Source organism: Pseudoalteromonas sp. SR41-7, from assembly GCF_014163935.1.
GTDB classification, from domain to species: Bacteria; Pseudomonadota; Gammaproteobacteria; order Enterobacterales; family Alteromonadaceae; genus Pseudoalteromonas; species Pseudoalteromonas distincta.
In genome coordinates, this window is sequence record NZ_JACJEF010000004.1 from 262,909 (window position 1) to 289,410 (window position 26,502).

23 protein-coding genes are annotated in these 26,502 nt (G+C 38.6%); 7 read left to right on the top strand and 16 right to left on the bottom strand.

The window, feature by feature from the left end; all coding sequences use genetic code 11:
* Positions 1-6: 6 nt before the first annotated feature.
* From H5092_RS07470 to H5092_RS07490, 5 genes are all read left to right on the top strand, one after another.
* Entirely contained in the window at positions 7-705 is a 699-nt protein-coding gene (locus tag H5092_RS07470) for a transglutaminase-like cysteine peptidase (protein WP_154903339.1), read from the top strand.
* Positions 689-2,698, top strand: a complete 2,010-nt coding sequence (locus tag H5092_RS07475) for an EAL domain-containing protein (protein WP_182733237.1) — start codon at positions 689-691, stop codon at positions 2,696-2,698. Before H5092_RS07470 ends, H5092_RS07475 begins: the two co-directional genes overlap by 17 nt.
* A gap of 23 nt (positions 2,699-2,721) precedes the next feature.
* Entirely contained in the window at positions 2,722-3,273 is a 552-nt protein-coding gene (locus H5092_RS07480) for a hypothetical protein (protein WP_182733238.1), read from the top strand.
* A 63-nt stretch (positions 3,274-3,336) separates the two neighbouring features.
* Positions 3,337-4,653, top strand: coding sequence for an O-antigen ligase (locus tag H5092_RS07485; protein WP_182733239.1), 1,317 nt, complete (start codon positions 3,337-3,339; stop codon positions 4,651-4,653).
* 1,598 nt (positions 4,654-6,251) lie between these two features.
* Positions 6,252-6,623: a GxxExxY protein gene (locus H5092_RS07490; RefSeq protein WP_182715280.1), complete on the top strand. Its 372-nt coding sequence runs from the start codon at positions 6,252-6,254 to the stop codon at positions 6,621-6,623.
* 788 nt (positions 6,624-7,411) lie between these two features.
* Here H5092_RS07490 and H5092_RS07495 read toward each other — a convergent pair.
* From H5092_RS07495 to yceD, 14 genes are all read right to left on the bottom strand, one after another.
* Positions 7,412-9,271, bottom strand: a complete 1,860-nt coding sequence (locus H5092_RS07495; protein ID WP_182733240.1) for an alkaline phosphatase D family protein — start codon at positions 9,269-9,271, stop codon at positions 7,412-7,414.
* A gap of 4 nt (positions 9,272-9,275) precedes the next feature.
* Complete coding sequence (locus H5092_RS07500; protein WP_024594691.1) at positions 9,276-10,055, bottom strand: TatD family hydrolase; 780 nt, start codon at positions 10,053-10,055, stop codon at positions 9,276-9,278.
* Positions 10,056-10,170: 115 nt separating this feature from the next.
* Positions 10,171-10,497 carry a PilZ domain-containing protein gene (locus tag H5092_RS07505; RefSeq protein WP_002962367.1) on the bottom strand — a complete coding sequence of 109 codons (327 nt, stop codon included), beginning with the start codon at positions 10,495-10,497 and terminating at the stop codon, positions 10,171-10,173.
* A gap of 11 nt (positions 10,498-10,508) precedes the next feature.
* Complete coding sequence (locus H5092_RS07510; protein ID WP_182733241.1) at positions 10,509-11,423, bottom strand: DNA polymerase III subunit delta'; 915 nt, start codon at positions 11,421-11,423, stop codon at positions 10,509-10,511.
* A gap of 1 nt (position 11,424) precedes the next feature.
* Entirely contained in the window at positions 11,425-12,051 is a 627-nt protein-coding gene (tmk, locus tag H5092_RS07515; protein ID WP_007585737.1) for a dTMP kinase, read from the bottom strand.
* A 6-nt stretch (positions 12,052-12,057) separates the two neighbouring features.
* Positions 12,058-13,044 (bottom strand): endolytic transglycosylase MltG, encoded by a 987-nt coding sequence (gene mltG, locus H5092_RS07520; RefSeq protein WP_182711383.1) that lies wholly within the window; start codon positions 13,042-13,044, stop codon positions 12,058-12,060.
* Positions 13,038-13,853, bottom strand: coding sequence for an aminodeoxychorismate lyase (pabC, locus tag H5092_RS07525; protein ID WP_182733242.1), 816 nt, complete (start codon positions 13,851-13,853; stop codon positions 13,038-13,040). The genes mltG and pabC overlap by 7 nt, the downstream gene beginning before the upstream one ends.
* A gap of 59 nt (positions 13,854-13,912) precedes the next feature.
* The gene (fabF, locus tag H5092_RS07530) at positions 13,913-15,151 is read right to left on the bottom strand and encodes a beta-ketoacyl-ACP synthase II (RefSeq protein WP_002962376.1); all 1,239 of its coding nucleotides are present in this window, start codon (positions 15,149-15,151) and stop codon (positions 13,913-13,915) included.
* A 215-nt stretch (positions 15,152-15,366) separates the two neighbouring features.
* The gene (acpP, locus tag H5092_RS07535) at positions 15,367-15,603 is read right to left on the bottom strand and encodes an acyl carrier protein (protein WP_002962377.1); all 237 of its coding nucleotides are present in this window, start codon (positions 15,601-15,603) and stop codon (positions 15,367-15,369) included.
* A 250-nt stretch (positions 15,604-15,853) separates the two neighbouring features.
* On the bottom strand, positions 15,854-16,600 hold the full coding sequence (gene fabG / locus H5092_RS07540; RefSeq protein WP_002962378.1) for a 3-oxoacyl-ACP reductase FabG: 747 nt from the start codon (positions 16,598-16,600) through the stop codon (positions 15,854-15,856).
* 11 nt (positions 16,601-16,611) lie between these two features.
* Entirely contained in the window at positions 16,612-17,538 is a 927-nt protein-coding gene (fabD, locus tag H5092_RS07545) for an ACP S-malonyltransferase (RefSeq protein ID WP_039490050.1), read from the bottom strand.
* Between the two features lie 52 nt (positions 17,539-17,590).
* Positions 17,591-18,631 (bottom strand): phosphate acyltransferase PlsX, encoded by a 1,041-nt coding sequence (plsX, locus tag H5092_RS07550; RefSeq protein ID WP_002962380.1) that lies wholly within the window; start codon positions 18,629-18,631, stop codon positions 17,591-17,593.
* Positions 18,632-18,643: 12 nt separating this feature from the next.
* On the bottom strand, positions 18,644-18,814 hold the full coding sequence (rpmF, locus tag H5092_RS07555) for a 50S ribosomal protein L32 (RefSeq protein WP_002962381.1): 171 nt from the start codon (positions 18,812-18,814) through the stop codon (positions 18,644-18,646).
* A 9-nt stretch (positions 18,815-18,823) separates the two neighbouring features.
* Entirely contained in the window at positions 18,824-19,348 is a 525-nt protein-coding gene (yceD, locus tag H5092_RS07560) for a 23S rRNA accumulation protein YceD (protein WP_007375269.1), read from the bottom strand.
* A 131-nt stretch (positions 19,349-19,479) separates the two neighbouring features.
* Between yceD and H5092_RS07565 the strand changes: the two genes are divergently transcribed.
* Complete coding sequence (locus H5092_RS07565; RefSeq protein WP_182733243.1) at positions 19,480-20,079, top strand: nucleoside triphosphate pyrophosphatase; 600 nt, start codon at positions 19,480-19,482, stop codon at positions 20,077-20,079.
* 9 nt (positions 20,080-20,088) lie between these two features.
* On the opposite strand, the gene H5092_RS07570 is transcribed toward H5092_RS07565, so the two are convergent.
* Together H5092_RS07570 and rluC are read right to left on the bottom strand one after the other, a co-directional pair.
* Positions 20,089-20,751 carry an HAD-IA family hydrolase gene (locus H5092_RS07570; RefSeq protein WP_182733244.1) on the bottom strand — a complete coding sequence of 221 codons (663 nt, stop codon included), beginning with the start codon at positions 20,749-20,751 and terminating at the stop codon, positions 20,089-20,091.
* On the bottom strand, positions 20,748-21,707 hold the full coding sequence (gene rluC / locus H5092_RS07575) for a 23S rRNA pseudouridine(955/2504/2580) synthase RluC (protein WP_024596136.1): 960 nt from the start codon (positions 21,705-21,707) through the stop codon (positions 20,748-20,750). Before rluC ends, H5092_RS07570 begins: the two co-directional genes overlap by 4 nt.
* Before the next feature lie 772 nt (positions 21,708-22,479).
* Between rluC and rne the strand changes: the two genes are divergently transcribed.
* On the top strand, positions 22,480-25,659 hold the full coding sequence (rne, locus tag H5092_RS07580; RefSeq protein ID WP_182733245.1) for a ribonuclease E: 3,180 nt from the start codon (positions 22,480-22,482) through the stop codon (positions 25,657-25,659).
* Positions 25,660-26,502 lie beyond the last annotated feature (843 nt).

Consider the following 26,502-nt stretch of genomic DNA (forward strand, 5'->3'; position numbering starts at 1 on the left):
ACATTTGTGCGCTTAGGGCTTTGCATTTTATTTATTGTCTCGTTTTTTGTATGCGCACAAGATATGCTTTTGTATTTGCGTAATAGCGATATTATTACCCGTGCACAGCAACAGTATGGCAACGAAGGTCATAAACGAATTAAAGATTGGCTTAACTTTATTGATGACTCGGCTGATGAAAGCGAATGGAAAAAAATTCACCTTGTTAACGATTTTTTTAATAAAAACATTAAATACAAAAGCGATGAAGATCTTTGGCAGCAAAAAGATTACTGGGCTACCCCACTAGAGAGTTTAGGTGTTGGTATGGGCGATTGCGAAGACTACGTTATTGCTAAATACTTTACGTTAATAGCGCTAGGTGTTCCTGAGGATAAAATTCGTTTAATGTATGTCCGACAGCGCACAGTAAACCAGCCCCACATGGTACTTATATATATAGAAGATCCAAACAGAATTCCCTTTGTTTTAGGTAACTTTAATACTAAACTGCTGCCTGCTAATAAACGCCCAGATTTAACGCCTATTTACAGTTTTAATGGTCAAGGGCTTTGGTTAGCAAAATCGAAAGGGTTAGGCAATAAGGTAAAAAATAGCCGTGGTGTGTCGGCTTGGAATACTATGCTAGAGCGAATTGAACAAGGTGAGCTTGCTCCTATTAAAAGTAACATTAAAGGAACTACCAGTTATGTCTCGACTTTTTAAAAATGGATTGAGTCTTAAAACCCAAGTTTACGGTTTAATAATCGTTATTTCGGTTGTTTCATTTGTGGTTAGGGTAGTTACAGATGTTGAAACCACCCGCGATTACTTACAAACCCAAATGGGAAGCCATGCCCAAGACACTGCTACTAGCTTAGGGCTTTCTATTTCGCCTTATTTAGAGCCAGAAAACCTAGTAATAGCAGAAACAATGGCTACCGCTATTTTTGATTCTGGTTACTACAAAGAAATTAAATTTACAAATTCACAAAGCCAAGTTGTATTTGATCTGGAAAATCCTAAGCGTGTTGAGTCTGTGCCTAATTGGTTTATTGCTTTAAGTAGTTTAAAAGCACCCACTATGCAGTCGGAACTAAATAATGGTTGGATTATGGCGGGTATACTTGAGGTTACAAGCCATACTGGACAGTCTTATGTAACGTTGTGGGAGCATACAAAACGCAGTTTTTATGGTTCTTTTTTAATACTAATTGCCTCGCTTGCAGTTGCCTTTTTAATATTACGTGAAGTATTTAAGCCTTTAAAAGCAGTTGAGCATCAAGCTCACCTTGTTACTCGTAAACGCTTTACATTAAACGAAGAAATACCTATTGCACGAGAGCTACGCACTGTAACTAAAGCTATAAACAATATGGTTATTAACTTACAAAGTACTTTTGATTCTTTAACTAAACAAACACAAGCCTTAACTGAAGAAGTTTATATTGATTCTTTAACTGGTTTAGGTAATCGAAAGTTGTTTGAAAATCACTTTAGCTCGGTTGTAGACACAATAACCACTGATGCTCCACTTACCGCAATGATGATTACTCTACCTTCACTTACAAATATAAACCAAAGTGTTAGCTATCAAGATGGTGACGCCCACGTAAAAGATGTAAGTGTTATTCTTACTAAAATTATTGGTAACCTTACTAACTCTAAAATATTTAGGTTAAACGGTAGTACTTTTATTGCGCTGATTCCTTACGATACGCAGTTTTTAAACAGAACCCGTTTAGAAATTACCGATGCTTTTAGTAAACAAAAAAATAGCTTACACGTTAATGGGTTTGCTAATTTTGCAATATTGGAAGTTAATAAAGGCTCGTCTATTGGTAGTGTATTATCAGCTTTAGATACAGGTAGTACTATTGGCGATACAATAGACACTAACAAAATAGATAAAGATACGCTATTTAGTGTTAATCAATGGCGTACACTTATTCAATCGATTATTGACTCTGGTGAGGTTAGCTTTTCGGTGCAGCCGGTTAAACGGGCTAACTCTCAAAACAAGCAGTGTTACTTTGAGGCCTTTGCCCACTTTACCCATGAAGGTGAAAAGGTAAATAATGGCCATTTATTTGCTATGGCCGAAAAGCTTAATTTAACCGAAGAGTTAGACAAAAAAATAATTCGTAACTTTGTAAACGTTAAAGAACAATACCCTGATGACGTATTTGCTTTAAACGTAAGTAAGGCGTCTTTATATTCTGCTGATTTTATACAATGGCTTACCCTTTATGCCCACACTAAACCTGTTATTAAAACTAATCTTATATTTGAGTTACATGAAATTAGTTTACTTTATAATGTACACATAGCCTCAAAACATATAGATGCAATTAAAGATATTGGTATTAATGTGTGTATAGAACACTTTGGAACGAGCTTAACGTCGTTTAGGTATTTACAAGGCCTTGATATTGAATATGTAAAAATTGATGGCAGTTATATTCAAGACTTGTTAGATAATTCTCAAAGCCAGTTTTTTATTCAAACCGTTAATAATATTTGTCATGGTTTTGGTATTAAAGTGTTGGCATGCTTAATTGAAAAGCCCGAAACATTAAAAATGCTTGAAAATTTAGGCTGTGATGGTGTACAAGGTAATTTAATTATGGAGCCTTCTAAAGTACTTACAGGCAAGAACCGTGATAACGTTAATAAAGAGTTTACTTTTTGCGCAGACACGCTAAAATTCTGTAATTAGATACTCACTTAAAGGGACACAAGATGAAATCGATTTTTTTAAAGAGTTTATTAATAGGTGCAATGGCTTTTACCGTTTCACCTGTTTACTCACAAGCAGATTCTGATGTTGTAGTACAATCTGACAGCCTTACTAATTTACTTAATATTTTAAATAATGCTCCGGATGATATTTCGTCTGAGGAACTACAAAATGAGTTAGTTGCTGCTATTGAGCAATTTTGCCAAAATATGGGTCCTATTGACCTCGATTCTCCTATTGCAAACGGTTCGTGTAGCGCTGAACAACTTGATATATTAATTAACGCAGTTGTTGCTTCTTTAGGTGCCGATAATGCGTTAATTTCTGACTTTTTAGCAGCCTTAGTAACTGCTGGTTCTGATAGTGATGCGGTAACTATTGCTGCAATTACTGCTGGTATAGATGCCACAGTTGCATCTGAAGCTACTGCTGCGGGTCCTACTGATGATATCCCAACTGCAGCTCCTCCTGTTGTTGTTTTACCAACAACTACTGTACCTCAAGGTACTGGTGGTACTGGTGGTGATGCTGGTATATCAGAAGTTGGTAACTAAGCACTCTTCTCAAATATAATACAAACGCAGCCTTTGGCTGCGTTTTTACTTTATGAGTTTAAATTGAACCGTTTTATATTTATTTTGCTATGTGCAATACTTTTTTTGCTGCCTATTCCTTTAGGTAGCTATCGCCCTTGGGCTATTTTGGCAATAGGTTTGTTGATTGGTGTTACTTTTTTAATTCATTTAATTAATAGCGCTATAAACAATAAGCAGCCCCTCTACCCTCCTTTATACTCCTGGCCTTTATTTGTTGCTCTTGGTGTTGTTGTTTTAATTTGCTTTATACAAATATTTAGCATTAGCCTTGACCCTTTTCAAACTAAACAAATGCTTATTAAAACAAGTTTTATGGTTTTATTTTGTTGGCTATTATTTATTTATTGTAATACTGAAAAGCGTATTAAAAATTTAATATATGCAATTATAAGTGCAGGCGTTTTTCAAGCTTTGTATGCCACTTATTTAAATTTGTCGCCCGATATTATTAGCCCACTATTTGGTTATAAGCATACCGACCGTGCTATTGGTACGTTTACTTACTCTAATTTTTTGGCTAACTTTTTAGCTTTATGTTTATGTTTGGGTATTGGTGTTTTAGTTAGCGAATTAAAGCGCTCTACTAGCGATTATAAACAAACATTAAAACAAACGCTTCGTGCGTGGACTGAGATACTTTTAAGCTCAAAAATAATTTTACGTATTTCGTTAATTATTATTATTGTTGCGTTAATTTTAACCCGAAGCCGTATGGGTAACTCTGCATTTTTTATTGCATTAATGGTTGTTAGCTTACTCGCGTTTTTTATTTACAGGCAAAAACCTAAAGCGTTTAAACTACTTATAGTTAGTTTTTTTATAATAGATTTAATTATTATTGGCGCTATATTTGATGTAGAAAAAGTTAAACAGCGTATTAGCGAAACCAGTATTTCATCAGAAACCCGCGACGAAGTTGTACGTGATTCAATACCACTCATTTTAGATAAGCCTTTGTTGGGCTCTGGTGGTGGGACATTTTATACTGCGTTTCCTGCGTATCAGTCTGAGCCGTATTCTGGTTACTACGATAATGCCCATAGCGATTACATACAGTTTGCAGTAGAGCTGGGTATACCCACTACAGCCGCACTGGGCTCACTTATACTTTATTGTTTATGGTTATGTATAGCGACTATGCAAAAGCGTAAAACAGCGCTGTTTCAGGGTGTTGCCTTTGGTTGTGCCATTGCAATTATAGATATGTTGCTGCATTCGTTGGTAGATTACTCTTTGCAAGCTGGAGCAAACTCGATGTTGTTTATGACTATTTTATGCTTGGCAATATTGAGTAGTAAGTTACCTGCGTCTAAACGAAGCCGAAAAGAGCATAGTTAAATACAAAGCCAAGTAATTACCAATATAGAGTGATTACAAGCTGGGCTTCTCACGCGAGCAAGCTCAGCGTCTACGCCAACAATTCACGGTTAACTTGAAAAACTCCGCTTTTTGGCGTGACAAGCAAAGCCTGTAATTAGTAATTTATGCACTAAGAGGTTATGAGGCGCTGCGCTTTTAGAGAAGAAAACAAACACCAAACACGTTTTTTATTGGTATTATGCCTTCTCATTTACTCCTCTTTAGCTTCTCTTTGTGAAAATAGATCTTTAGCTTATTTTTAAATAAATTAAGCGCTGCTTTCTTAACAACCTTACTCCGTTATAAGTAATTTATTCACTAAGAGGTTATGAGGCGCTGCGCTTTTAGAGAAGGGAATGAACATAAAACACAGTTTTGATTAACATTATGTCTTCTCCTTTACACCTCTTTCGTTTCTCTTTGTGCAAATAGATTTTTAATTGATTTATTGGTGAATGGATTAAATAATTTAAGCGTGGCTTTCGTAACAATCGTACCTGTTATAAGTGATTTTTTCACAAAGAGGTTAAGAGGCGCTACGCTTTTAGAGGAAGTAATAAAACCGAAACTATATCCTGATTGGCATTCTGTTTTCTCATTTACTCCTCTTTTGTTTCTCTTTGTGAAAATAGATCTTTAATTGATTTATTGGTGAATAGATTAAATAATTTAAGCGTGGCTTTCGTAACAATCGTACCTGTTATAAGTGATTTTTTCACAAAGAGGCTAAGAGGCGCTACGCTTTTAGAGGAAGTAATAAAGCAGAAACTATACTCTGAATAGCATTCTGCTTTCTCATTTACTCCTCTTTCGCTTCTCTTTGTGCAAATAGATCTTTAGCTGGTTTTTACTGTAACAGCAGCGCATGTAATTAGTGACTTTTTCACTAAGAGGTTAAGAGGCGCTGCGCTTTTAAAGAAGGAAATAAACACCGAAACTGTATTCTGATTGGTATTCTGTTTCCTCATTTACTCCTCTTTCGCTTCTCTTTGTGAAAATAGATCTTTAATTGATTTATTGGTGAATAGACTAAATAATTTAAGCATGGCTTTCGTAACAATCGTACCCGTTATAAGTGATTTTTTCACAAAGAGGTTAAGAGGCGCTACGCTTTTAGAGGAAGTAATAAAGCAGAAACTATATCCTGATTGGTATTGTGTTTTCTCATTTACTCCTCTTTCGTTTCTCTTTGTGCAAATAGTTCTTTAATTGATTTATTGGTGAATAGACTAAATAATTTAAGCGTGGCTTTCGTAACAATCGTACCCGTTATAAGTGATTTTTTCACTAAGAGGTTAAGAGGCGCTGCGCTTTTAGAGAAGGAAATAAACACCGAAACTGTATTCTGATTGGTATTGTGTCTTCTCATTTACTCCTCTTTCGCTTCTCTTTGTGCAAATAGTTCTTTAATTGATTTTATTAGTAAATAGCTCAACAAACGAGTGACAACTTAGTAAATAGCTTCATATAGCCTACAAGTATTCAATTTTATTATTTTATTTGTACTACACTTAAGTCTTATTTTAGAACTCTTTCTTAGTTGATTAAATGCTTGTAAATTAAGCAAAAGGATACCTATGGATACTGATACATTAACAAAAACAGTAATAGGTTGCGCTATAGAAGTACACAGGAATTTAGGCCCAGGGTTATTAGAATCAAGTTACGAAACTTGCTTAATATATGAATTAAGTAAAATTGGCTTATCTGCTAAAAACCAAGTTGAGCTGCCGATATATTATAAAGATCAATATATACATACAGGTTACCGGTTAGATATTTTATTACCTAATAAATTAATAATTGAACTGAAGGCGGTTGATAAGCTTCTTCCAATTCACTCTGCACAATTAATAACTTATATGAAACTTGCAGAAATAAGTACTGGTTTACTAATAAACTTCAATGTTCTAAAGCTAGTCGATGGCATAAAGCGCTTTAATTCATAAAAATTATTTACTTAGGTTTTAAGTCGTTATCCAAAGGGCTATAAGTAACTGTACATTAAATTTTTAAGCGATTTATTCACAAAGAAGTTATGCGGCGCTGCGCTTTTAGAGAAGAAAATAAAACCGAAAACATATCCTGAATAGCATTATTTTTTCTCATTTACTCCTCTTTCGCTTCTCTTTGTGCAAATAGATCTTTAGCTGATTTTTATAAATAAATTGAATAATTTTAAGCATTGCTTTGTAACAGCAGCGCCTGTAATTAGTGATTTTTTCACTAAGAGGTTAAGAGGCGCTACGCTTTTAGAGGAAGTAATAAAGCAGAAACTATATCCTGATTGGCATTCTGTTTTCTCATTTACTTCTCTTTCATTTCTCTTTGTGCAAATAGATCTTTAGCTGGTTTTTACTGTAACAGCAGCGCATGTAATTAGTGATTTTTTCCTAAGAGGTTAAGAGGCGCTACGCTTTTAGAGGTAGTAATAAAGCAGAAACTGTATTCTGATTGGTATTCTGTTTTCTCATTTACTTCTCTTTCGCTTCTCTTTGTGCAAATAGATCTTTAATTGATTTATTGGTAAATAGATTAAATAAATTAAGCGTTGCTTTCTTAACAACCTTACTCCGTATAAGTAATTTATTCACTAAGAGGCTAAGAGACGCTGCGCTTTTAGAGAAGAAATAAAACCGATAATATATCCTGATTGGCATTATGTTTTCTCATTTACTCCTCTTTCGTTTCTCTTTGTGCAAATAGATCTTTAATTTATTTAATTATTGATTAAGAATTACTGTTCTTCTAAATCGAACTCAGTTAAATGCCCTTCACCGTGTATAAGTTGATATCGGGCTAAATTCCCTTGCTCTAGTGTTATTAAACTAATAGCGGAGTCGCTTACTAAGTATTTTTGCCCTTCACCAATGGTTTGGTGTTTATCTACTTCCATGTGCCAGCGTTTGGTAAAAAAGTTCAATGGGCTTTTTGGGCCGTATAAAATTGAGTCGAGCTTATCGAGTATGTTTATTAACTTACGCGGGAACTCGTTTTTAATACCACTGGCGGTAAGTTGCCAAATTCGATTGGGGTGATCGCCAAAACGCTTTTGTACCGAAAAACAAAAGGAGTAATGTACGTCTCCCGATAAAATAAGCGTTTCGTTTGGGGTGTCGGTTCGTCTAAAGGTATCGAGTAGCTTTTTGGCTGATCCTTCGTGCGCCATCCAGTTTTCTACGTCAACCATGAGCGGTTGGCCACATATGTTAAACATGGCTTGAATGGCTTCTATTGATTTAACACCAAATACAGGGGCTGGCGATACAATAATAACCTGATCGTGGCTTAATAGGCTTTCTTCAAGCTCTGTTAAACGCTCCCAATCAAGTAGGCCTGAAGGCTCATTAAAGTTTTGCTCATTTCGCCAACGGTGCGTACGTGTATCTAGCACCACTACTTTTGGGGTTGTAGTTAACTCATAATGCCAAAAACTAAAATCGTTTAGTGGTTTATCAAATGCTTTAAACTGCCATAAATTATTAGCAGTACGGCTTTGCTTAAAAGGTGTTAGTAACTCGCCTGTTTTATTTAGTGCATCGTTCCCCATTCCTTGAAAAAGCCAATAACTAATTAAGCCGTTATTAATGATTCGTTTACTACTTGGATTTTCATTTATAGCTTGCTCCCACCCAGCGGTGAGGTTCCAATCATCAGTTACATCATGATCGTCAAACATCATTAATGTAGATACATTGGCAAACAATCGCTCTACTTCACTTAAGCCTTTTGCATAATCAATCAGTGCTGTTTTTTCAGCGTCAAAAATAGTTTTGTTTTGCTTGTTTTGACCTGAATACGTTGTGTTTTGTATATCAACGCATTGCCAAGCAGCAGCACTAAAATTTAATAAATAAAGTGCAATGTATTCTTCAAAATGGATAAGGTGATTGTAGGCTTTTACACTTGAAAAGTGAGGTTCGTCTTTTTTTAGCCAGTAACCAACACCTAACTTTGAGCGTTTTTGCCAAGGCGTTTTTGGTAAAAACAAATGGCGATTATAAAGTTGCTCATTTATATCATCCGGTAGCTCAATGGCAAGTGGTTGCTCTTTATAGATACCTAACGCTTTAATTAACTGATGAATAGCTAATAACATGGGGCCTGCTACGTCATCGGCATAAACTTGGTCACCGCTCAGTAATAGCAATTGTGCGCCTTGATTATTATTACCGCGCTGAGTATTTTGCCAGTGACTTGCAGACACTAAGCTGTCTTTTGCTGGGTGATGTGCATTACGGCATGAGCCATGCAAAATATCACTCAGTTTATCGGGGATTACAAATGCAGGCGTTGTTTGATTGCTATAGCACCAAGGCGATAAATCGATTGCTGTGTCGTCAATTACAAGCTCATAGCTTAATAAGCTATCTAGAGGGAGTTTGTTGTCTATTGGCTTTATAATAACGAAATGCAGGTATAAATGTTCGCCCAAAGAAACAGTATGTTGATCGCTATAACACTCAACATTTAATAAGTTTATTTGACAGTTTGCAGGCTTGGAGGTAGCAAACTGAATACAAACTCCAGTTTGCTCTGCACGGCGCACCATTGGCCCCATTAGTAAAATAGGAAGGTTTGCCGTGTGAGTAATCATGTATTTAGCCTTTAGCTGCTAATTTAAATAAAGAATAAAAGTTTTCGGTAGTCGCTTTAGCAAGTTCATTAAAGCTAATGCCTTTAAGTTCGCTAATGTAATAAGCAACATCTTCTACGTACGCTGGCTGATTTGTTTGCCCACGATACGGTACCGGTGCTAAATAAGGCGAGTCGGTTTCTATTAGTAATCTATCTAGCGGTATTTGCTTTACTACTTCTTTTAGCTCAATAGCATTTTTAAAGGTAACAATGCCCGAAATAGAAATATAAAAACCCATATCTATGGCTTTTTTTGCCATATCCCAATCTTCGGTAAAGCAATGTAATACACCACCGCAGTTTTCGGCCTTGTGCTCACGCATTAAATTAATGGTATCGCTGCGGGCATCACGAGTATGAATAATTAACGGCTTTTGTAATTCGTTAGCCACTTCAATATGCCCAACAAAGCTTGCTTGCTGCACTGCGTGGGTATCTTTTGAATAGTAGTAATCAAGACCCGTTTCACCAATAGCAACGACTTTGTCGTGTGAAGCTAAGTCGATTAGTTGCTGTTTATTAAGGGCGTCTTTTTGATCAAGTGGATGTACACCACATGAGGCTGAAACATCGTCGTAATGCTTAATTTTATCAAGCATGCTTGGAAACTGATCAAGCGTTACGCTTACACATAAAAAGTGCTCTATTTGCTTTGCACGCGCTTTATCAAGAACTTGGTCAAGGTTTAAGTCTAGTTTATCAAAATCAAGACGGTCTAAATGGCAATGAGAATCTACAATCACTATAAGGCCTGTATTATGTTCAGGGTTTAAATTTGTTCGTTTAATTTATTATGTTAACAATTAAAAGAACCCAATATAGGGCGGCGTTAATCTCAATGAAAAAACGACCCTATAACTACATGGTATATGTTTGATCGCCTGAGTTTAACATAGTCCCAAGCAGCTTTTCGATTTTAGCGTTTAGGTTTGTTTTATCATCTAAAAAACTAATACCAATACCTGGAGGATTAGAGCTTTGTGCACCTTGTGGCGTGATCCACGACACTTTACCTGTCACTACGTCATCTTCTAAGGCATCGGGCAAAGTGACTCTAAGCGCTAATGAATGCCCTGCTTCGTAACGCATATTAGTACGTACAAATAAGCCACCTTTTTTTAAGTAAGGCATATAACAGCGGTATAACTCGTCTAAATCGTCTATGTCTACTAGTAGTTCTTGCATGATTAATCCTTTTAAGAATTTCGCAATGTGTATGCTAATCGTGATACAGCAAGCGGTAAATTAAGGCCAAGTACTTGTGTGTTATTTTGTAAAAACTCGCCTAATGCATTTTGCGCACTTTGATAAGCGTCAAAACTCATGCCTTGCAGTAATTGCTGCTTTAGTTGCACGCTTAAAAACAAAGTAAATATACGAACAAGTTCAGGCTGTTTATTTATTATATCGACTAACGCTTTAAAATTATGACTTTGTTTAAACTCAGTTGCAAACTTATACAGTGTATCAATATTTTTTAGCTGGTCTTGCTGTTGCCAATGCTTTACTTGCAGCGGTTGGTTATAAAAAAGTGCTAACCAACTATAGTTAGGAATATCTAATGTCTCTAGCCATTGCTGAGCAAGTGCTGTATTAGTTATTTTTACGTCACTTTTAGCGCATCGACTTAAAATAGTTGCAGGGAGCTGTTCTGGTTGGCTTGTGGTTAATATTAAAAAGCGGCTATTAGTTGGCTCTTCAAGTGTTTTTAATAATGCGTTAGCTGCTGCTGTGGTCATTTTTTCGCAATTTTCGATTATCGCGACTTTATTGCCATTTTGCGCTGCAGAGTGATTCATAAAATCACTAATACCACGAATATCATCTACACCAATACTTTGCCCATCAACTTGCGTTAAACGCTTGTCGGGGTGAGTGCCAGCCTGGTTAAGTAAACAACTTTTACACTGTCCGCAAGGTTTTAGCATACTGTTTTGCGCAGCTACCTGCGTAGCTATATTTTGGCATAGCAAAGCATTCCCAAGCTCATCACTTAACTCAAACTTACCTACGCCAACAGGCCCACAAAATAATTGCGCATGATGAAAACGCTCTGCGCGATAACTTTTCGCTAAACGTGCTTGAGTATCATGTAGCCAAGGCAATGGCATATTATTTTAGGCCTTCAAAAAATGAATGCAGTACATTGGTAATATCGCGATGTACTTTATCAATACTTTGGTTTGCATCGACCGTTTTAATGGTGTTGTCGTCGTTAGCAAGTTCAACATAACGCATACGTGTACGCTGAAAAAACTCAATGGCTTCTTGTTCAATTCGGTCTAGCTCGCCACGTCCTTTTGCACGTTCAAGGCCTATCACTGGGTCAATATCAAGGTAAATAGTTAAATCAGGCTTTAAGCCCTTTAATACCATTGAAGAAAGCGAAGCTAATGTATTTGAGCTAATACCACGCCCACCACCTTGATACGCCTGTGACGATAAATCATGACGATCGGCAAGTACCCATTGGCCTTTATCAAGCGCTGGAGTAATAACATTGTGCATTAGCTGCGAGCGTGCTGCGTACATAATAAGCAACTCGGTTTCAAAGGCGATTTCTTCTTCATGCTCTGCTTTTACAAGCGTACGAAGCGATTCAGCCAGTGGCGTGCCGCCAGGTTCGCGGACATTAATAAAGTCTATTTTTTGTTTGTTTAAAAAGTCTTGGCATAACGAAATAGCGGTTGATTTACCCGCGCCTTCTAGCCCTTCTATTACTATAAATTTTGATTTCATAAAAACTTAATTCTTTTTATTTAATATATACGTTTTAACTGCCGCGTTATGCTGCTTTAACGTGGTTGAAAATTGGTGGCTACCATCGCCTTTTGATACAAAGTAAACGTATTCACTTTGCGGCGGATTAACTGCAGCTAAAATAGCGGCTTTAGATGGCATAGCAATCGGTGTTGGCGGTAAGCCATTAATACGATACGTATTGTAAGGCGTATAATCGCGCAAATCTTTACGTTTAATATCACCATCAAAGTCAGCGCCTAGCCCGTATATTACGGTAGGATCGGTTTGTAGGCGCATATTGGTGTTTAATCGGTTAACAAACGCTGATGCAATTAACGGACGCTCGCTGGCAAGGCCTGTTTCTTTTTCAATGATTGAAGCCATTATTAGTGCTTCGTATGCTGTTTTATAGGGTAAATTAGCGGCGCGCTGCTGCCAAGCATCATCTAATGTTTGCTGCATTTTTTGTGCTGCACGTTTTAATACACTGCTTGCAGTATCGTTATTATGATAATGGTAAGTGTCGGGGAATAACCAGCCTTCTAAGTGCGTGTCATTACCCAGTATTTGAGTACTTAGTTCGTCAATTTTTAAATCGTTTTGTAAATTATCAGCTTTTTTAATAGCACTTAGTACTTCACGTAAGTTTTGCCCTTCAATTATGGTAAAACTAAAACTAATTTGCTGACCTTGGTTAATTTTTTTTACGTTGTTAATAACGCTATCGGCTGTTAGCTCGTAAAGCCCCGCTTTTAAGTCGGTAAGTGTGGGATCTAATTTGGCAATTACCTGATAACGCCAACAACTTTCTACCCAGTTTTTAGCTTGCCATTGTTGGCATAACTTATTAAAGCCAGTGCCATGCTTAACTTCAAATTGTGTGTTTTGTGCTACCTTTAACGAGCTATTTATTGTTGCTTGTAATTGCTGGTAACCAACAGCAGTGGTTATAACAGCTAAAAAAAGTACCGATAAAATAACTTTTAACACTCAGCCTCCTTGGCTAATAATTTAGTTAGTAATGCGTGGCTGTCGTCTGTATTAAATACCTGTTGCTCAATACGTTTTACAGGTACTGCTCCCATTAAGCTATTACACACAAATACGGCGTCTGCTTGGGTTAAGTCTTCTACTTTCACGCGTTTAAATTCAACAGGCAATTTATCACATAACGATTGTAGATAAACGCCCTTAATTCCGCACTCATCAAGCAATGGCGTAAACAAACGCTTATTTTTAATCGCAAAAATATTAGCTGCTGAAGCTTCAATTACATTATTATTATAATCAAGCACTAACACATCGTCGCAGTTTTGCGTTTGCATTGCTTTTTTAACTAGTACTTGCTCAAGCCGGTTTAGTGTTTTAAGACCCGCTAAATAAGGCTGTGCTGCTAATTTGATTGGGCTTATTTCTAGATTTACACCCTTTTTAACAAGCGCTTCGTAATTACTAGGGTAATCTAATATGCTCAATAAAATAGTAATATTACACTCACTTGGCAGCCCATAACCACGCCCGCCTTCGCCTCGCGTTACAAGTATTTTAAGCACGTTGAGTGGTGCAGCTTTTATATGCAAAGCAATTTGATTTTCAAGGCTATTAAAATCTAGCTCAGGAAAACCTAGGCGCTGTGCGCATTCAATCAAACGCGCTTTATGATGAGCCCAATACTGTACTTGCCCATTAACAACTTTAGCCGTTGTAAAAAAGCCGTCACCGTAATTTAAGCCTCTGTCACGCGTGCTTAAAGTGCTGTTTTGATCTACTGCTATTATTGTTTGCATTTTATTTGGCATATAAAAAAAGCCCAGTTAAACAACTGAGCTCTTATAATTTGATTCGTTGTTAAAAAAGATTATACCTTTTTAAATAGCAACGAGCCATTAGTACCACCAAAACCGAACGAGTTACACAGTGCAAAGTCTAACTTTGCATCACGTGCAGTGTGAGCAATATAATCTAAGTCACACCCTTCGTCTGGGTTATCAAGGTTGATAGTTGGCGACACTTTTTGATCTGTCAGTGATAAAATCGAAATAATCGATTCAACCGAGCCTGCAGCACCTAACAAGTGACCCATCATCGATTTAGACGAGCCTACCATTACATCTTTAGCTGCATTACCAAAAATAGACTTAACAGCGGCAGTTTCTGCTTTATCGCCTGCATTTGTAGATGTACCGTGTGCGTTAATGTAACCAATTTGCTCAGCGTTTACTTGCGCATCATTTAGTGCGTTTTGCATTGCAAGGGCAGCACCCGCTCCATCTTCTGGTGGTGATGTCATGTGGTACGCATCGCCGCTCATACCAAAGCCTACAAGCTCAGCATAAATTTTAGCGCCACGCGCTTTAGCATGTTCGTACTCTTCAACTACAACAACACCTGCACCATCAGAAAGCACAAAGCCATCGCGGTCTTTATCCCAAGGGCGAGAAGCCGCTTGTGGATCGTCATTGCGGGTTGAAAGTGCACGTGCAGCATTAAAGCCACCCATACCAATTGGGGTACAGGCTTTTTCTGCACCGCCAGCAACCATTGCATCTGCATCACCGTAGGCAATCATGCGCGCGGCATGGCCAATATTATGCAAACCAGTAGTACAGGCAGTTACAATTGAAATATTTGGACCACGAAGTCCATGCATCATTGATAAGTGACCTGAGATCATATTAATAATGGTAGACGGCACATAAAATGGCGATAACTTGCGCGGACCACTATTTAATAGCTTAATGTGGTTTTCTTCGATAAGCGTTAAGCCACCAATACCAGAGCCTACAGCTACACCTATACGTGTTGCGTTTTGCTCAGTAATTTCAAGGCCTGAATCTTTAAAGGCTTGAACACCCGCTGCAATGCCGTACTGAATAAACAAGTCCATTTTTTTAGTATCTTTCGCTGACATGTATGCAGTTGCATCAAAGTCATTTATTAAACCAGCGAATTTAGTACCAAATTTTGATGTATCAAAGTGGGTTATTGTTTGAATGCCACTTTTGCCATCTAATAAGCCTTGCCAGGTTGATTGAACATCATTACCTAGCGGCGTCAACATTCCTAAGCCAGTTACGACGACTCGACGTTTAGCCACGGTTTGCCTCCAATAAGGGATATTTACAAGGGGATGATCATACCCAAGCTACCTCAAAGTGCTAGTCCCAAAATAGATTAAAAACGCATAACACAATCAAAATTAATTTTTAGCTAAAATTGAGCATTGAGGCTTAAGTTTTGAATCACGAACTTTGAGGTGGTTTGGATATAAAAAATTAAAGGCAGCGGATGCTGCCTTTAACGTGCGATTAATTACTCAGCGTGTGCTGTTACGTAATCGATAGCAGTTTGTACTGTAGTGATCTTCTCAGCTTCTTCATCTGGGATCTCAGTATCAAACTCTTCTTCAAGAGCCATTACTAGTTCAACAGTATCAAGAGAATCTGCACCTAGGTCATCTACGAAAGAAGATTCATTTTTAACTTCTTCTTCTTTAACACCTAGTTGTTCAATGATAATTTTCTTTACGCGTTCTTGGATATCGCTCATTCTTCTTTCCTTTATTAAAAACGCCGATGCGTTATTTTCAGATTGCCGCGTAGTTTACGCGGCATAATTCTCTGATTCAATGATTTGACCATAAATAATTGTCTGGTCAAACCTCTGAGTGTGTGTTTTGTCTTTTATCGCTTATTTTCGCAGCGATTTCAAGTATGTTTAAAGCAAGTTCACAAATAATTCAATGTTTTTGAGGTAACTTACTTAACTTTATTAGGTAACAATGTGGGTACAATGGTTATTAAACCATGTACATCGCGCCATTTACATGCAAAGTTTCACCTGATACGTACGCAGCAGCGTCAGATGCTAAATAACATACCGCAGCTGCAATTTCGTCTGGTTGGCCTAAACGCCCTGCTGGAACATTTGCAAGTGTTGCTGCTTTTTGCTCGTCAGTTAAATCATCAGTCATATCAGTTTGAATAAAACCAGGTGCTACTACGTTTACTGTAATACCACGTGATGCCACTTCGCGTGCAAGTGACTTAGAAAAACCAATTACGCCTGCTTTAGCCGCTGCATAATTTGCTTGCCCTGCATTACCCATAGTGCCCACTACTGAGCCAATATTGATAATACGACCTTTCTTTTTCTTCATCATTGGACGAAGTACCGCTTTAGATAAACGGAAAATCGAGCTTAAGTTAGTGTCGATTATATCGTCCCACTCAGTCTCTTTCATACGCATTAATAGGTTGTCACGTGTGATACCTGCGTTGTTTACAAGTACGTCAATATCGCCAAAATCTGCTTTTATTGCGGCAAGTGTCGCTTCAATAGATGCAGGATCAGTTACGTTTAATGCATAACCTTTACCATTGTCACCTAAGTACTCGCTGATTTTAGCAGCGCCTGACTCGCTTGTAGCAGTGCCTGCAACTTTTGCACCTTGCGCAACTAATGTTGTTGCAATTGCTTTACCAATACCACGGCTAGCGCCAGTAATTAGGACAATTTTGCCCTCTAAAGAAAATAAATTAGACATTTTATATACTCTTATTTAGCTGCAGCGATTGAAGCGGCATCGTTTACTGAGCCACAAACCATTGCTTTATCAATTCGTTTCGCAAGCCCTGTTAATACTTTACCAGGACCAAATTCGTAGCTTTGCGTTACATCTTGTGCAACCAAGGCTTGTACTGTTTCTGTCCAGCGAACTGGGCTGTATAGTTGACGTACTAGTGCATCTTTAATTGCATCAGCGGTCGATTCAGCTTTTACATCAACGTTATTAATTACATCACACTTAGGTGTATTAAATGTTAAAGCGGCCAAGTCTACCGCTAGCTTATCAGCAGCTGGCTTCATTAGTTCACAATGTGAAGGTACGCTAACCGAAAGTGGTAATGCGCGTTTAGCACCAGCATCTTTACATGCTTGTGATGCTCTATCTACTGCCGCTTTATGCCCTGCAATAACAACTTGACCAGGAGAATTGTAGTTAACTGGAGATACAACCTCACCTTGCGCTGAGGCAGCACATGCCGCTTTTATTTCTTCATCGCCTAAGCCAATAATCGCAGCCATTGAACCTACGCCTGCAGGTACAGCTTCTTGCATGTATAAACCACGGTTTTCAACAAGCTTAACAGCTTCACTCAAGCTTAGTACGTCGCTACATACTAGTGCTGAATATTCACCTAAGCTGTGCCCCGCCATAACAACGTCTGCATCTGGGTTTGCTGCAAGCCAATCACGGTAAATAGCAACACTTGCAGTTAATAATGCAGGTTGTGTACGATGAGTTTGATTTAATTTTTCTTCTGGGCCATTAAGAACTAGCTCTGCTAAGTCGTAACCCAGTGCATCTGATGCTTCTGCAAATGTTGCTTTAACAATGTCAGAACTCTCTAGTAGCTCTTGTAACATACCAACGCTTTGCGAGCCTTGACCTGGGAATAGAAGTGCAATTTTTTGTGCCATACTTTGCTCTTTTTAATTAAACAAATAAATAATGAAATACACGGCACATCAATTATTGATTAACCGCCGTGTCTTTAGAATGTGTTTTTTCGAAAATAGCGGCTATTTTATCAGGAAGTTGACGTTCAACCTCTTTTACCGCTTCATCAATTGCTGCTTGAAATGCTTTAGCTGACGCATTTCCATGACTTTTAACGACAATACCGCGCAATCCTACCAGAGAAGCACCGTTATACTGGTCGGGGTTCACCCTTTTATAGAGTTTTTTTATTATTGGACGCAATATAAACGCCATACATTTATACAAAAGGTGCTTTTCGAGCGCAGCTGTAAACTTATTCATAATAAGCTTGGCAATGCCTTCGCATGTTTTAAGCGCCACGTTACCCACAAACCCTTCGCATACAATAACATCAGCTTTGCCAGAAAAAATATCACTTCCTTCGCTATAACCAATGTAATTAATATGTGGGCTTTGCTGCATCAATTGTGCAGCTTGTTTAATGTCGTCGTGGCCTTTAATGTCCTCAGCGCCAATATTTAATAAGCTAACGCGAGGGTTATCGCAGCCAAGTGCTTGACCAGCAACTACAGAGCCCATAATGCCAAACTGATAGAGCATTTGCGCATCGCAATGCACATTAGCACCTAAGTCGAGTAAATATACTGGGTTTTGGCTTTCTGTAGGAACAGATGAAATGAGTGCGGCACGTTTAACACCTGGCAGCATTTTTAATACGTAGTGAGCCATAAAAAATAAAGCGCCGGTATTACCTGAGCTAACACACGCTTGTGCTTCGCCCGATTTAACTAAATCAAGGGCAACACGCATAGATGAATCTTTTTTTGAACGTACAGCAATTGCAGGTTCGCAGGCGTTAGTGACTATTTCACTACAGTGACGAATTATGAGTCTTGGATGAGATAAAGAATCGAGGGATTCGAGTTCTTTAGATATAACGTCTTCATTGCCACATAAAATGAGACTTAAATTGGCATGAGCGTTCACCGCATGAACGGCAGCAGGAATAGATGAACGGGGGCCGTAATCGCCCCCCATCATATCTAACGCTATGGTTAGATCTTTCAGCATATAAGTAATCTCTTATTTAGAAATTACTTGAACGCCTTTGTAGTAACCATCTGCAGTCACATGGTGACGACGATGAGTCTCACCAGATGTTTGATCTACAGTTAAAGTTGGACCACTGATCGCATCGTGTGAACGGCGCATGCCGCGTCTTGCACGAGACTTTTTGCTTTTTTGTACAGCCATAGTCTTCTCCTAAGAATCTTTCTTAAGTTGTTTCAAAATATCAAATGGATTAGGTTTATCATCTTCCGCCTTTAATACACCAAAGCTGGCAGGCTTTGCTGAATAACTGCATGAAGCTTCGTTGTGGGTAGCCACTAATGGAATTGCTAAAATTAGTTCGTCTTCAATTAAATCAAAAACGTTAACTTCACCATTTTCATCAAGTGCTACTTCGTCGTAGTCTTCAGGAAAAATATCTAACTCTGTATCTTCACCTACTGGTGAATATGCAAAGTCTTGAACCAAATCCAACCCTAAATCACCATTACAACGTTGACAAATGACAGTAACATGTGTGGACAAATTGCCTCTAATCACAGCGAAACCTTGATCATCGTTTTTGCAATGTATTTTTACCGCTATTTCACCTACTTCTTCCTGCACAACTTTCTCTAAACGAGTAAGTTTTTCAAGCGGTACAATTCCGTCATACTTTAAACGGTGCTGCGCTGCTTTGCCTGGATGAAGAGTGATGGGAATTTTCACCTTTTGCATAGGGGCTGCATCATATAGATAGTTAGTTTGTTAGTCAAAGTAAAAAACCATTTTTACTTGGTTTTTAACGTGTTTTACTCTCGGATCTGATTTATCCTAACTCAATCTGAATTATCGTAGGAAAACAGTCCATGAAGCTTCCACTCATTTTAGCGTCAAGCTCGCCTTTTAGGCAGTCTTTATTACAAAAATTTAATTTACCCTTTGATACGTTTTCACCCGACGTTGACGAATCAGCACTTGAATGCGAAACACCTACTGAACTGGTTAAGCGTTTAAGTGAGTTAAAAGCCTCAGCAGCTAATAAACACTTTAAAAAAGGGATAGCAATTGGATCAGACCAAGTCGCTGTGTTTAATAATCAAATTTTAGGTAAACCGCACAATAAACAAAATGCTCTAAAACAACTAAATTTATTTAGCGGTAATACTGTAACATTTTTAACTGGGCTTTGTGTTTACGATATTGTAACTGGAACAAAAAAAACCTGCGTAGAACCTTTTAATGTGACGTTTAAAACCCTAAGTGATGCACAAATTAGTGCTTATTGCGACGCAGAGCAGCCTTATAACTGTGCTGGCAGCTTTAAAAGTGAAGGGTTGGGTATCTGTTTATTTGAAAAACTAAGCGGAGACGATCCTAATAGCTTAATTGGATTACCATTAATTAAACTCAGCCAATTACTGGCTGAGTTTGGTATTGATGTGCTTACCGCTCAAAACAAGTTCTAATTAAATAAATTAGCCAAGCAAAACCTGTTGCAATTGCAGATAATTATCTACTGTTGCAACAGGGCTAAGCTTATTTAGCTGCTGTGCGTTATGTACACCCATTGTTACGCCAATTCTATCCATGCCTGCAGCTTTTGCCATTGTCATGTCTATTTGGGTATCACCAATCATTACAGCGTCTTGAGCACTTATGCCAAGTTCTTCAAGTAATTGATACAGCATATTTGGAGAGGGCTTAGACAGTGCGTCGTCGCTTGTACGTGTTGCACTAAAAAAATGTCTAAGTTGGCTTTGATCAAGCAAACGCTCTAATCCATCTCGACCTTTACCTGTTGCAACCGCTAAAACAATGCCTTGCTCTTTTAAGGCACCTAAAACGCTGACAACATTATCAAATACAGGAGTTGGCGTGGTATCAACACTATATTGGTGTTTATACCCTTTAATTAGCGCTTGATGCTGCGCGACATTATCGGGAAATAAAACATCAATTGCTTTTTCAAGCGACATACCAATAATATTTTTAATTGCTAAATCACTTGGTGACACTAAATTAAGTGACTCAGCACTACTACGAATACAGTTAACTATTTTAGTTACTGAATCCATAACGGTGCCATCCCAATCAAAAATGACGAGCTTATATTTTTTAATCGGCGTCACTGCAATCACTGTTTTGCGTCTCGTAATTTTAGTAATGTATTTTTAAGCGTTTTATCAAGGGGCGCTTCAATACGCATCGTTGTTTCGTTTTTAGGATGATAAAAACTTAAATCGTGTGCATGTAAGAATAAACGGTTTAACCCAACTTTACGCATAGATTCATCAAATCCCTGGTCACCGTATTTATCATCGCACGCGATAGGATGACCTTTACATTGCGTATGAACACGAATTTGGTGCGTACGTCCTGTAACAGGAGATGCTTGTACAAGTGAGCAATCGTTAAAACGTTCAAGTACTTTAAAACGCGTATGCGAAGGCTTCCCCTCAGTGTTATCTACACGTACTACGCGTTCACCCGATTTAAGTGTATTTTTACGCAGCCCTTCGGTAACGTTTTTAGTTTTAGAGTCCCACTGCCCTTCTACAAGTGCCCAGTAATTTTTTTCCATGGTTTTTTCACGAAGCTGTTCATGCAATGCTGTTAACACCGAACGGCGCTTTGCAATAAGTAAACAGCCCGATGTATCACGGTCAAGCCTGTGAACTAGCTCAAGATTGCGCTCTTCTGGGCGAAGCGCGCGCAGCGCTTCAATTAAACCATAACTTAAACCACTGCCACCATGAACAGCCATACCTGAAGGTTTATTTATGACGATAAGGTATTTATCTTCAAATAAAATATCGTTTTCTAGGCGAGTTACTTTGTCTAATTTTGATGGTACAAACTCTTCACGCTCAGCAACTCTGATAGGTGCAATACGCAGTACATCGTCAAGCTGTAGTTTATATACAGGCTTAATACGCTTTTTATTAACGCGTACCTCACCTTTGCGCAAAAGTTTATAAATAGCGCTTTTAGGCACCCCTTTTAAATGGGTAATAAGAAAGTTATCAATACGCTGACCTAAATGGTCTTCATTGATCGTGACATAAGTTACTTGTAAGTCGTTTTTTTCTGACATTGCCTAATCACTAATTTAAGTAAAATAATTTAGTTGCTAACACTGTAATAATAGTGGGATAATCAGCAGCGCAAATATTTAGTATTTGCAAATAACAACGGTGCTTTTTAACACATTAAAACATTCGTGATGCACATTCTGGGTAGCCGATCATACAGATCCGAGTTAAGTTTTCCAAAGCTTTTATGCCTCCTCAGTTAACACGTGCGATCAATTAACGGCAATGCGCGTAATATATTGCTGGTTAAGTTTGAACATGAAGCGATTTTTAATGTGCTAGAGAAAGCAATGAACAGATAATTTGTCTGATAGTGACGACGTAAAAAACGTCGTTCAGCACTAGCTCAATTATTGTAGTACCGTACAGCAGCTTATTTAGAATTAAAAAAATCTAATAAATAAGCGTTCATTAACATCGGCAGCGATTTTTGCTCTTAAAACGGATATTAGCGATACATCAGTATGTATTGCTCACCAACTTAATGAGCCCTACGCGCCTAATATGAATGATATTTAGTAAGATTAATATGACAGGCCGACTTCTGGGTAAAACTTGTAAACGTAGCTGAAAAGCCGACAGTTTTAGCACCATTAAGAATTTAATAGCGGTAATAATCGCTATTGTTTGCCAGCATTTAAAATACTGCATACGAGATACAGAGCCGTTCCGTTAAAGACCCAGTCGTGAGGCTGCACATTCTAAAAATAGGGACAACTGAACAGGCGAGAAAAACATCGTCATGTCAGCGACATAAATAAGTAGAGTAACAATATGAAACGTATGCTAATCAATGCAACGCAGCAAGAAGAAATGCGCGTAGCACTGGTTGATGGCCAGCGCCTTTATGATTTAGATATCGAAAGCCCAGGTCACGAACAGAAAAAAGCCAATATTTATAAAGGCAAAATCACTCGCATTGAACCATCTCTTGAAGCAGCATTTGTTGATTACGGTGCTGACCGCCATGGTTTCCTTCCTTTAAAAGAAATTGCACGTACTTACTTCCCTGCAGGTTACACTTTTCATGGTCGCCCTAACATTCGCGACGTAATAAAAGAAGGTCAAGAAGTAATAGTACAAGTTGATAAAGAAGAACGCGGCCAAAAAGGCGCAGCGTTAACTACTTTTATCAGCGTTGCTGGTAGCTATTTAGTTCTTATGCCTAATAACCCTCGTGCTGGCGGTATTTCTCGTCGTATTGAAGGTGATGAGCGTACTGAACTTAAAGAAGCTTTAGGCCGTTTAGAACTACCTAAAGGCATGGGCTTAATTGTTCGTACAGCGGGTGTTGGCAAGTCATTTGAAGAACTTAACTACGATTTAAAAGCACTATTAGTACATTGGGATGCAATTAAACAAGCAGCCGATAGTGCTAAAGCACCGTTTTTGATTCACCAAGAAAGCAACGTGATTTTCCGCGCAATACGCGACTATTTACGTCGTGACATTGGCGAAATTTTAATTGATAAACCACGTGTTTTTGAAGAAGCTAAAGCGCACATTGAGCGTTTTCGTCCTGACTTTATGAGCCGTGTTAAGCTTTATCAAGGTGACACGCCTTTATTTACACATTATCAAATTGAAAGCCAAATTGAGTCTGCATTCCAGCGTGAAGTACGTCTTCCTTCTGGTGGTTCAATCGTAATTGACCCTACTGAAGCACTGACATCTATAGATATCAACTCGTCTAAGGCAACTAAAGGCGGCGATATTGAAGAGACAGCACTTAATACAAACTTAGAAGCGGCCGATGAAATTGCACGTCAATTACGTCTTCGTGACCTAGGTGGTTTAATTGTAATCGACTTTATTGATATGACTCCTCCACGCCATCAACGTGAAGTAGAGAATCGTTTAAAAGATGCAGCGCGCCCAGACCGTGCTCGCGTTCAAATTGGTAAAATCTCACGCTTTGGTTTACTTGAAATGTCGCGCCAGCGTTTGCGTCCTTCATTAGGTGAAGCAAGCCAAGGCCCATGTCCACGTTGTAGTGGCCAAGGTACTATTCGTTCAAACGAATCAATAGCACTTTCAATTCTTCGCTTAATTGAAGAAGAAGCAATTAAAGACAATACAGCACAAGTAAATGCACAAGTGCCTGTTGCTGTTGCCGCTTATTTATTAAATGAGCAACGTCGTAGTGTTCATCGCATTGAAAAACATCATAAATGTGACGTAGTGATCATTCCAAATCAACATATGGAAACACCACATTATGAAGTTATGCGCTTACGTAAAGACGAAACACTTGAAACTGTAAGTTACGGACAAGTTGTTGCACCGGAGCCTGAAGTATTCGAGATGTCAAAATCTCCAAGTACGCCAGTCCGTGAAGAGCCGATGCTAAAAGGCGTGGTAATGCCTTCTACTCCTGCTCCACAAGCAGCGCCAGCTAAAGCCGTAGAGCCTGCTGCGGTAGCACAAACTAAAACTGAAGGTGGCTTACTAGCTGCTATTGGTAATTGGTTTAAGTCGTTATTTGCAAGTGAATCTGAAGAAGAGAAAAAAGAAGCTGTAGAAAAAGAGCAGCAAGAAACGCGCAATAATGCACGTCGTGGTAACGATAATCGTCGTCGTAATAACAATCAACGCCGTCGTAATAATAACCCACGCACTAACAAGCCGCGCAATGAGCGTCCAGCCGCTGAAGAGGAAGCTAAAACTGACTCAGCAGCAAGCACCGAGACTCAAGAGAGAAGCGAGAACCGCAACAAGCGCCGTCGTAATCCTAACTCTCGTAAGCGCCCAGAGCATAAAAACCAAGAAAAAGATCAAGTTAAAACTGAAGCCCCTGCAAAGGCGGAAGTAGAAACTGATTCTAAGCCAGCACAAGCTGCAGAGCCTAAAGAACAGAAGCCTAAAGTTCGCCGTCAACGTCGTAACATACGTAAAAAAGTACGTCTGCAAGATGAAAAAGCTGAGCAAGCTAACTCAACAGAGCAAGCACCTGAGCAAACGGCTGTAACTGAAACTCCACAAGTTCAAGAGCAAGCTCCTGCTGTAGAAAAGCAAACTCCGGCAGAAAAAACAGCTCACATTAAAGAAGAGAAAGTTGATGTTGTTGATTCTAACGATGAAACAGCAACTACAGAAGACGAACAAGAGCAAACACGTACACGTTCACGTCGCTCTCCTCGTCATCTTCGTGCATCTGGTCAACGTCGTCGTCGCCCTGAAGGTGAAGCAGAAGTTAAATCTGATGAAGCCCCTGCATTTATTCCAGTTGCTGATCAAGCTGCTGCAGAATACGAAGCAGAACTTAAAGCTAAATCAGAAGAAACACCGGTAGATGCGTCGCAACAAGTTGAACAAGCCGTTGCTGTTGAAGACTTAGCAAAAGTTGAAGCTGTAGAAGAGCCAGTAAAAGCTAAAGAACCGGCTAAAGTTGAAACGCCAGTAGCCACTGAAGAACCTACTAAAGTTGAAGCGCCAGTAGCAACTGAAGAGCCTGCTAAAGCTGAAACGCCAGTAGCAACTGAAGAGCCTGCTAAAGTTGAAACACCAGTAGCCACTGAAGAGCCTGCTAAAGTTGAAACACCAGTAGCAACTAAAGAGCCTGCTAAAGCTGAAACACCAGTAGCCACTGAAGAGCCTGCTAAAGCTGAAACGCCAGTAGCAACTGAAGAGCCAGCTAAAGTTGAAACGCCAGTAGCAACTGAAAAGTCTGCTAAAGCTGAAACATCAGTAGTAACTGAAGAGCCTGCTAAAGTTGAAGCAAAAGTGAAAACTGAAAAATCAGCACCGCATGTTAAAACAGCGGTTACTCAAGGGTCTGCAAGTGCGCCAATGGCACAACCGACTCCTGTAGCTGATAGCGAAGTGAAACATACGTCTGTAGCAATGGCTCACGATAAACGTGAACTAGTTCCAGACAGTGGTTTACGTGCAGGTTCAATCAAACCTGCTGGTCGTGCAAGTTCTGCAATGACTAAAACAATGAGTGTTGATTAATAACTAACATTCATTAAAAAGCCCCGCTATTTAATAAATAGCGGGGCTTTTTTGTTTATATGATTTGAATAATTATTAAAGTTTCTTCACGCCCACAATAAGCGATTTATTCACAAAGAGGTAAAGAGACGCTGCGCTTTTAGAGGTAGTAATAAGGCTAAGCCTGTCAATAAAGCATGACTTGTGTTTTCTCATTTACTTCTCTTTCTCTTCTCTTTGTGCAATAGATCTTTTAGTGGTTTTGTTAGCAAAGAAATTAAATAAACAGAAGCGTTGCTTCTCGCGTAAGCAAGCTTTACGCCTACAGCCGAAATTTAAAACCGAATAAGATTAACCTGTAGACGCACAACTTGTTGGCGTGACGGGCACAAAGCCCGTAATAAGCGACTTATTCACAAAGAGGTTAAGAGACGCTGCGCTTTTAGAGGTAGTAATAAGGCTAAGTCTTGTTAATAAAGCACGACTTGTGTTTTCTCATTTACTTCTCTTTCTCTTCTCTTTGTGCAATAGATCTTTAAGTGGTTTTATTAGCAAAGAAATTAAATAAACAGAAGCGTTGCTTCTCGCGTAAGCAAGCTTCACTACTTCAGCCGAAATTTAATACCGAATAAGATTAACCTGTAGACGCACAACTTGTTGGCGTGACGGGCACAAAGCCTGTAAAAAGTAATTTTTTCACAAAGAGGTTAAGAGACGCTGCGCTTTTAGAGGTAGTAAAAAGGCTAAGTCTTGTTAATAAAGCACGACTTGTGTTTTCTCATTTACTTCTCTTTCTCTTCTCTTTGTGCAATAGATCTTTAAGTGGTTTTATTAGCAAAGAAATTAAATAAACAGAAGCGTTGC

Coding starts and splice junctions, on each gene's coding strand:
- H5092_RS07565 (WP_182733243.1), top strand. CDS start 19,480: ATGAAGCTTCCACTCATTTTAGCGTCAAGCTCGCCTTTTAGGCAGTCT.
- H5092_RS07505 (WP_002962367.1), bottom strand. CDS start 10,497: ATGCAAGAACTACTAGTAGACATAGACGATTTAGACGAGTTATACCGC.
- H5092_RS07475 (WP_182733237.1), top strand. CDS start 689: ATGTCTCGACTTTTTAAAAATGGATTGAGTCTTAAAACCCAAGTTTAC.
- rluC (WP_024596136.1), bottom strand. CDS start 21,707: ATGTCAGAAAAAAACGACTTACAAGTAACTTATGTCACGATCAATGAA.
- yceD (WP_007375269.1), bottom strand. CDS start 19,348: ATGCAAAAGGTGAAAATTCCCATCACTCTTCATCCAGGCAAAGCAGCG.
- H5092_RS07490 (WP_182715280.1), top strand. CDS start 6,252: ATGGATACTGATACATTAACAAAAACAGTAATAGGTTGCGCTATAGAA.
- plsX (WP_002962380.1), bottom strand. CDS start 18,631: ATGCTGAAAGATCTAACCATAGCGTTAGATATGATGGGGGGCGATTAC.
- H5092_RS07510 (WP_182733241.1), bottom strand. CDS start 11,423: ATGCCATTGCCTTGGCTACATGATACTCAAGCACGTTTAGCGAAAAGT.
- H5092_RS07480 (WP_182733238.1), top strand. CDS start 2,722: ATGAAATCGATTTTTTTAAAGAGTTTATTAATAGGTGCAATGGCTTTT.
- acpP (WP_002962377.1), bottom strand. CDS start 15,603: ATGAGCGATATCCAAGAACGCGTAAAGAAAATTATCATTGAACAACTA.
- fabD (WP_039490050.1), bottom strand. CDS start 17,538: ATGGCACAAAAAATTGCACTTCTATTCCCAGGTCAAGGCTCGCAAAGC.
- pabC (WP_182733242.1), bottom strand. CDS start 13,853: ATGCCAAATAAAATGCAAACAATAATAGCAGTAGATCAAAACAGCACT.
- tmk (WP_007585737.1), bottom strand. CDS start 12,051: ATGAAATCAAAATTTATAGTAATAGAAGGGCTAGAAGGCGCGGGTAAA.
- fabG (WP_002962378.1), bottom strand. CDS start 16,600: ATGTCTAATTTATTTTCTTTAGAGGGCAAAATTGTCCTAATTACTGGC.
- H5092_RS07495 (WP_182733240.1), bottom strand. CDS start 9,271: ATGATTACTCACACGGCAAACCTTCCTATTTTACTAATGGGGCCAATG.
- rpmF (WP_002962381.1), bottom strand. CDS start 18,814: ATGGCTGTACAAAAAAGCAAAAAGTCTCGTGCAAGACGCGGCATGCGC.
- rne (WP_182733245.1), top strand. CDS start 22,480: ATGAAACGTATGCTAATCAATGCAACGCAGCAAGAAGAAATGCGCGTA.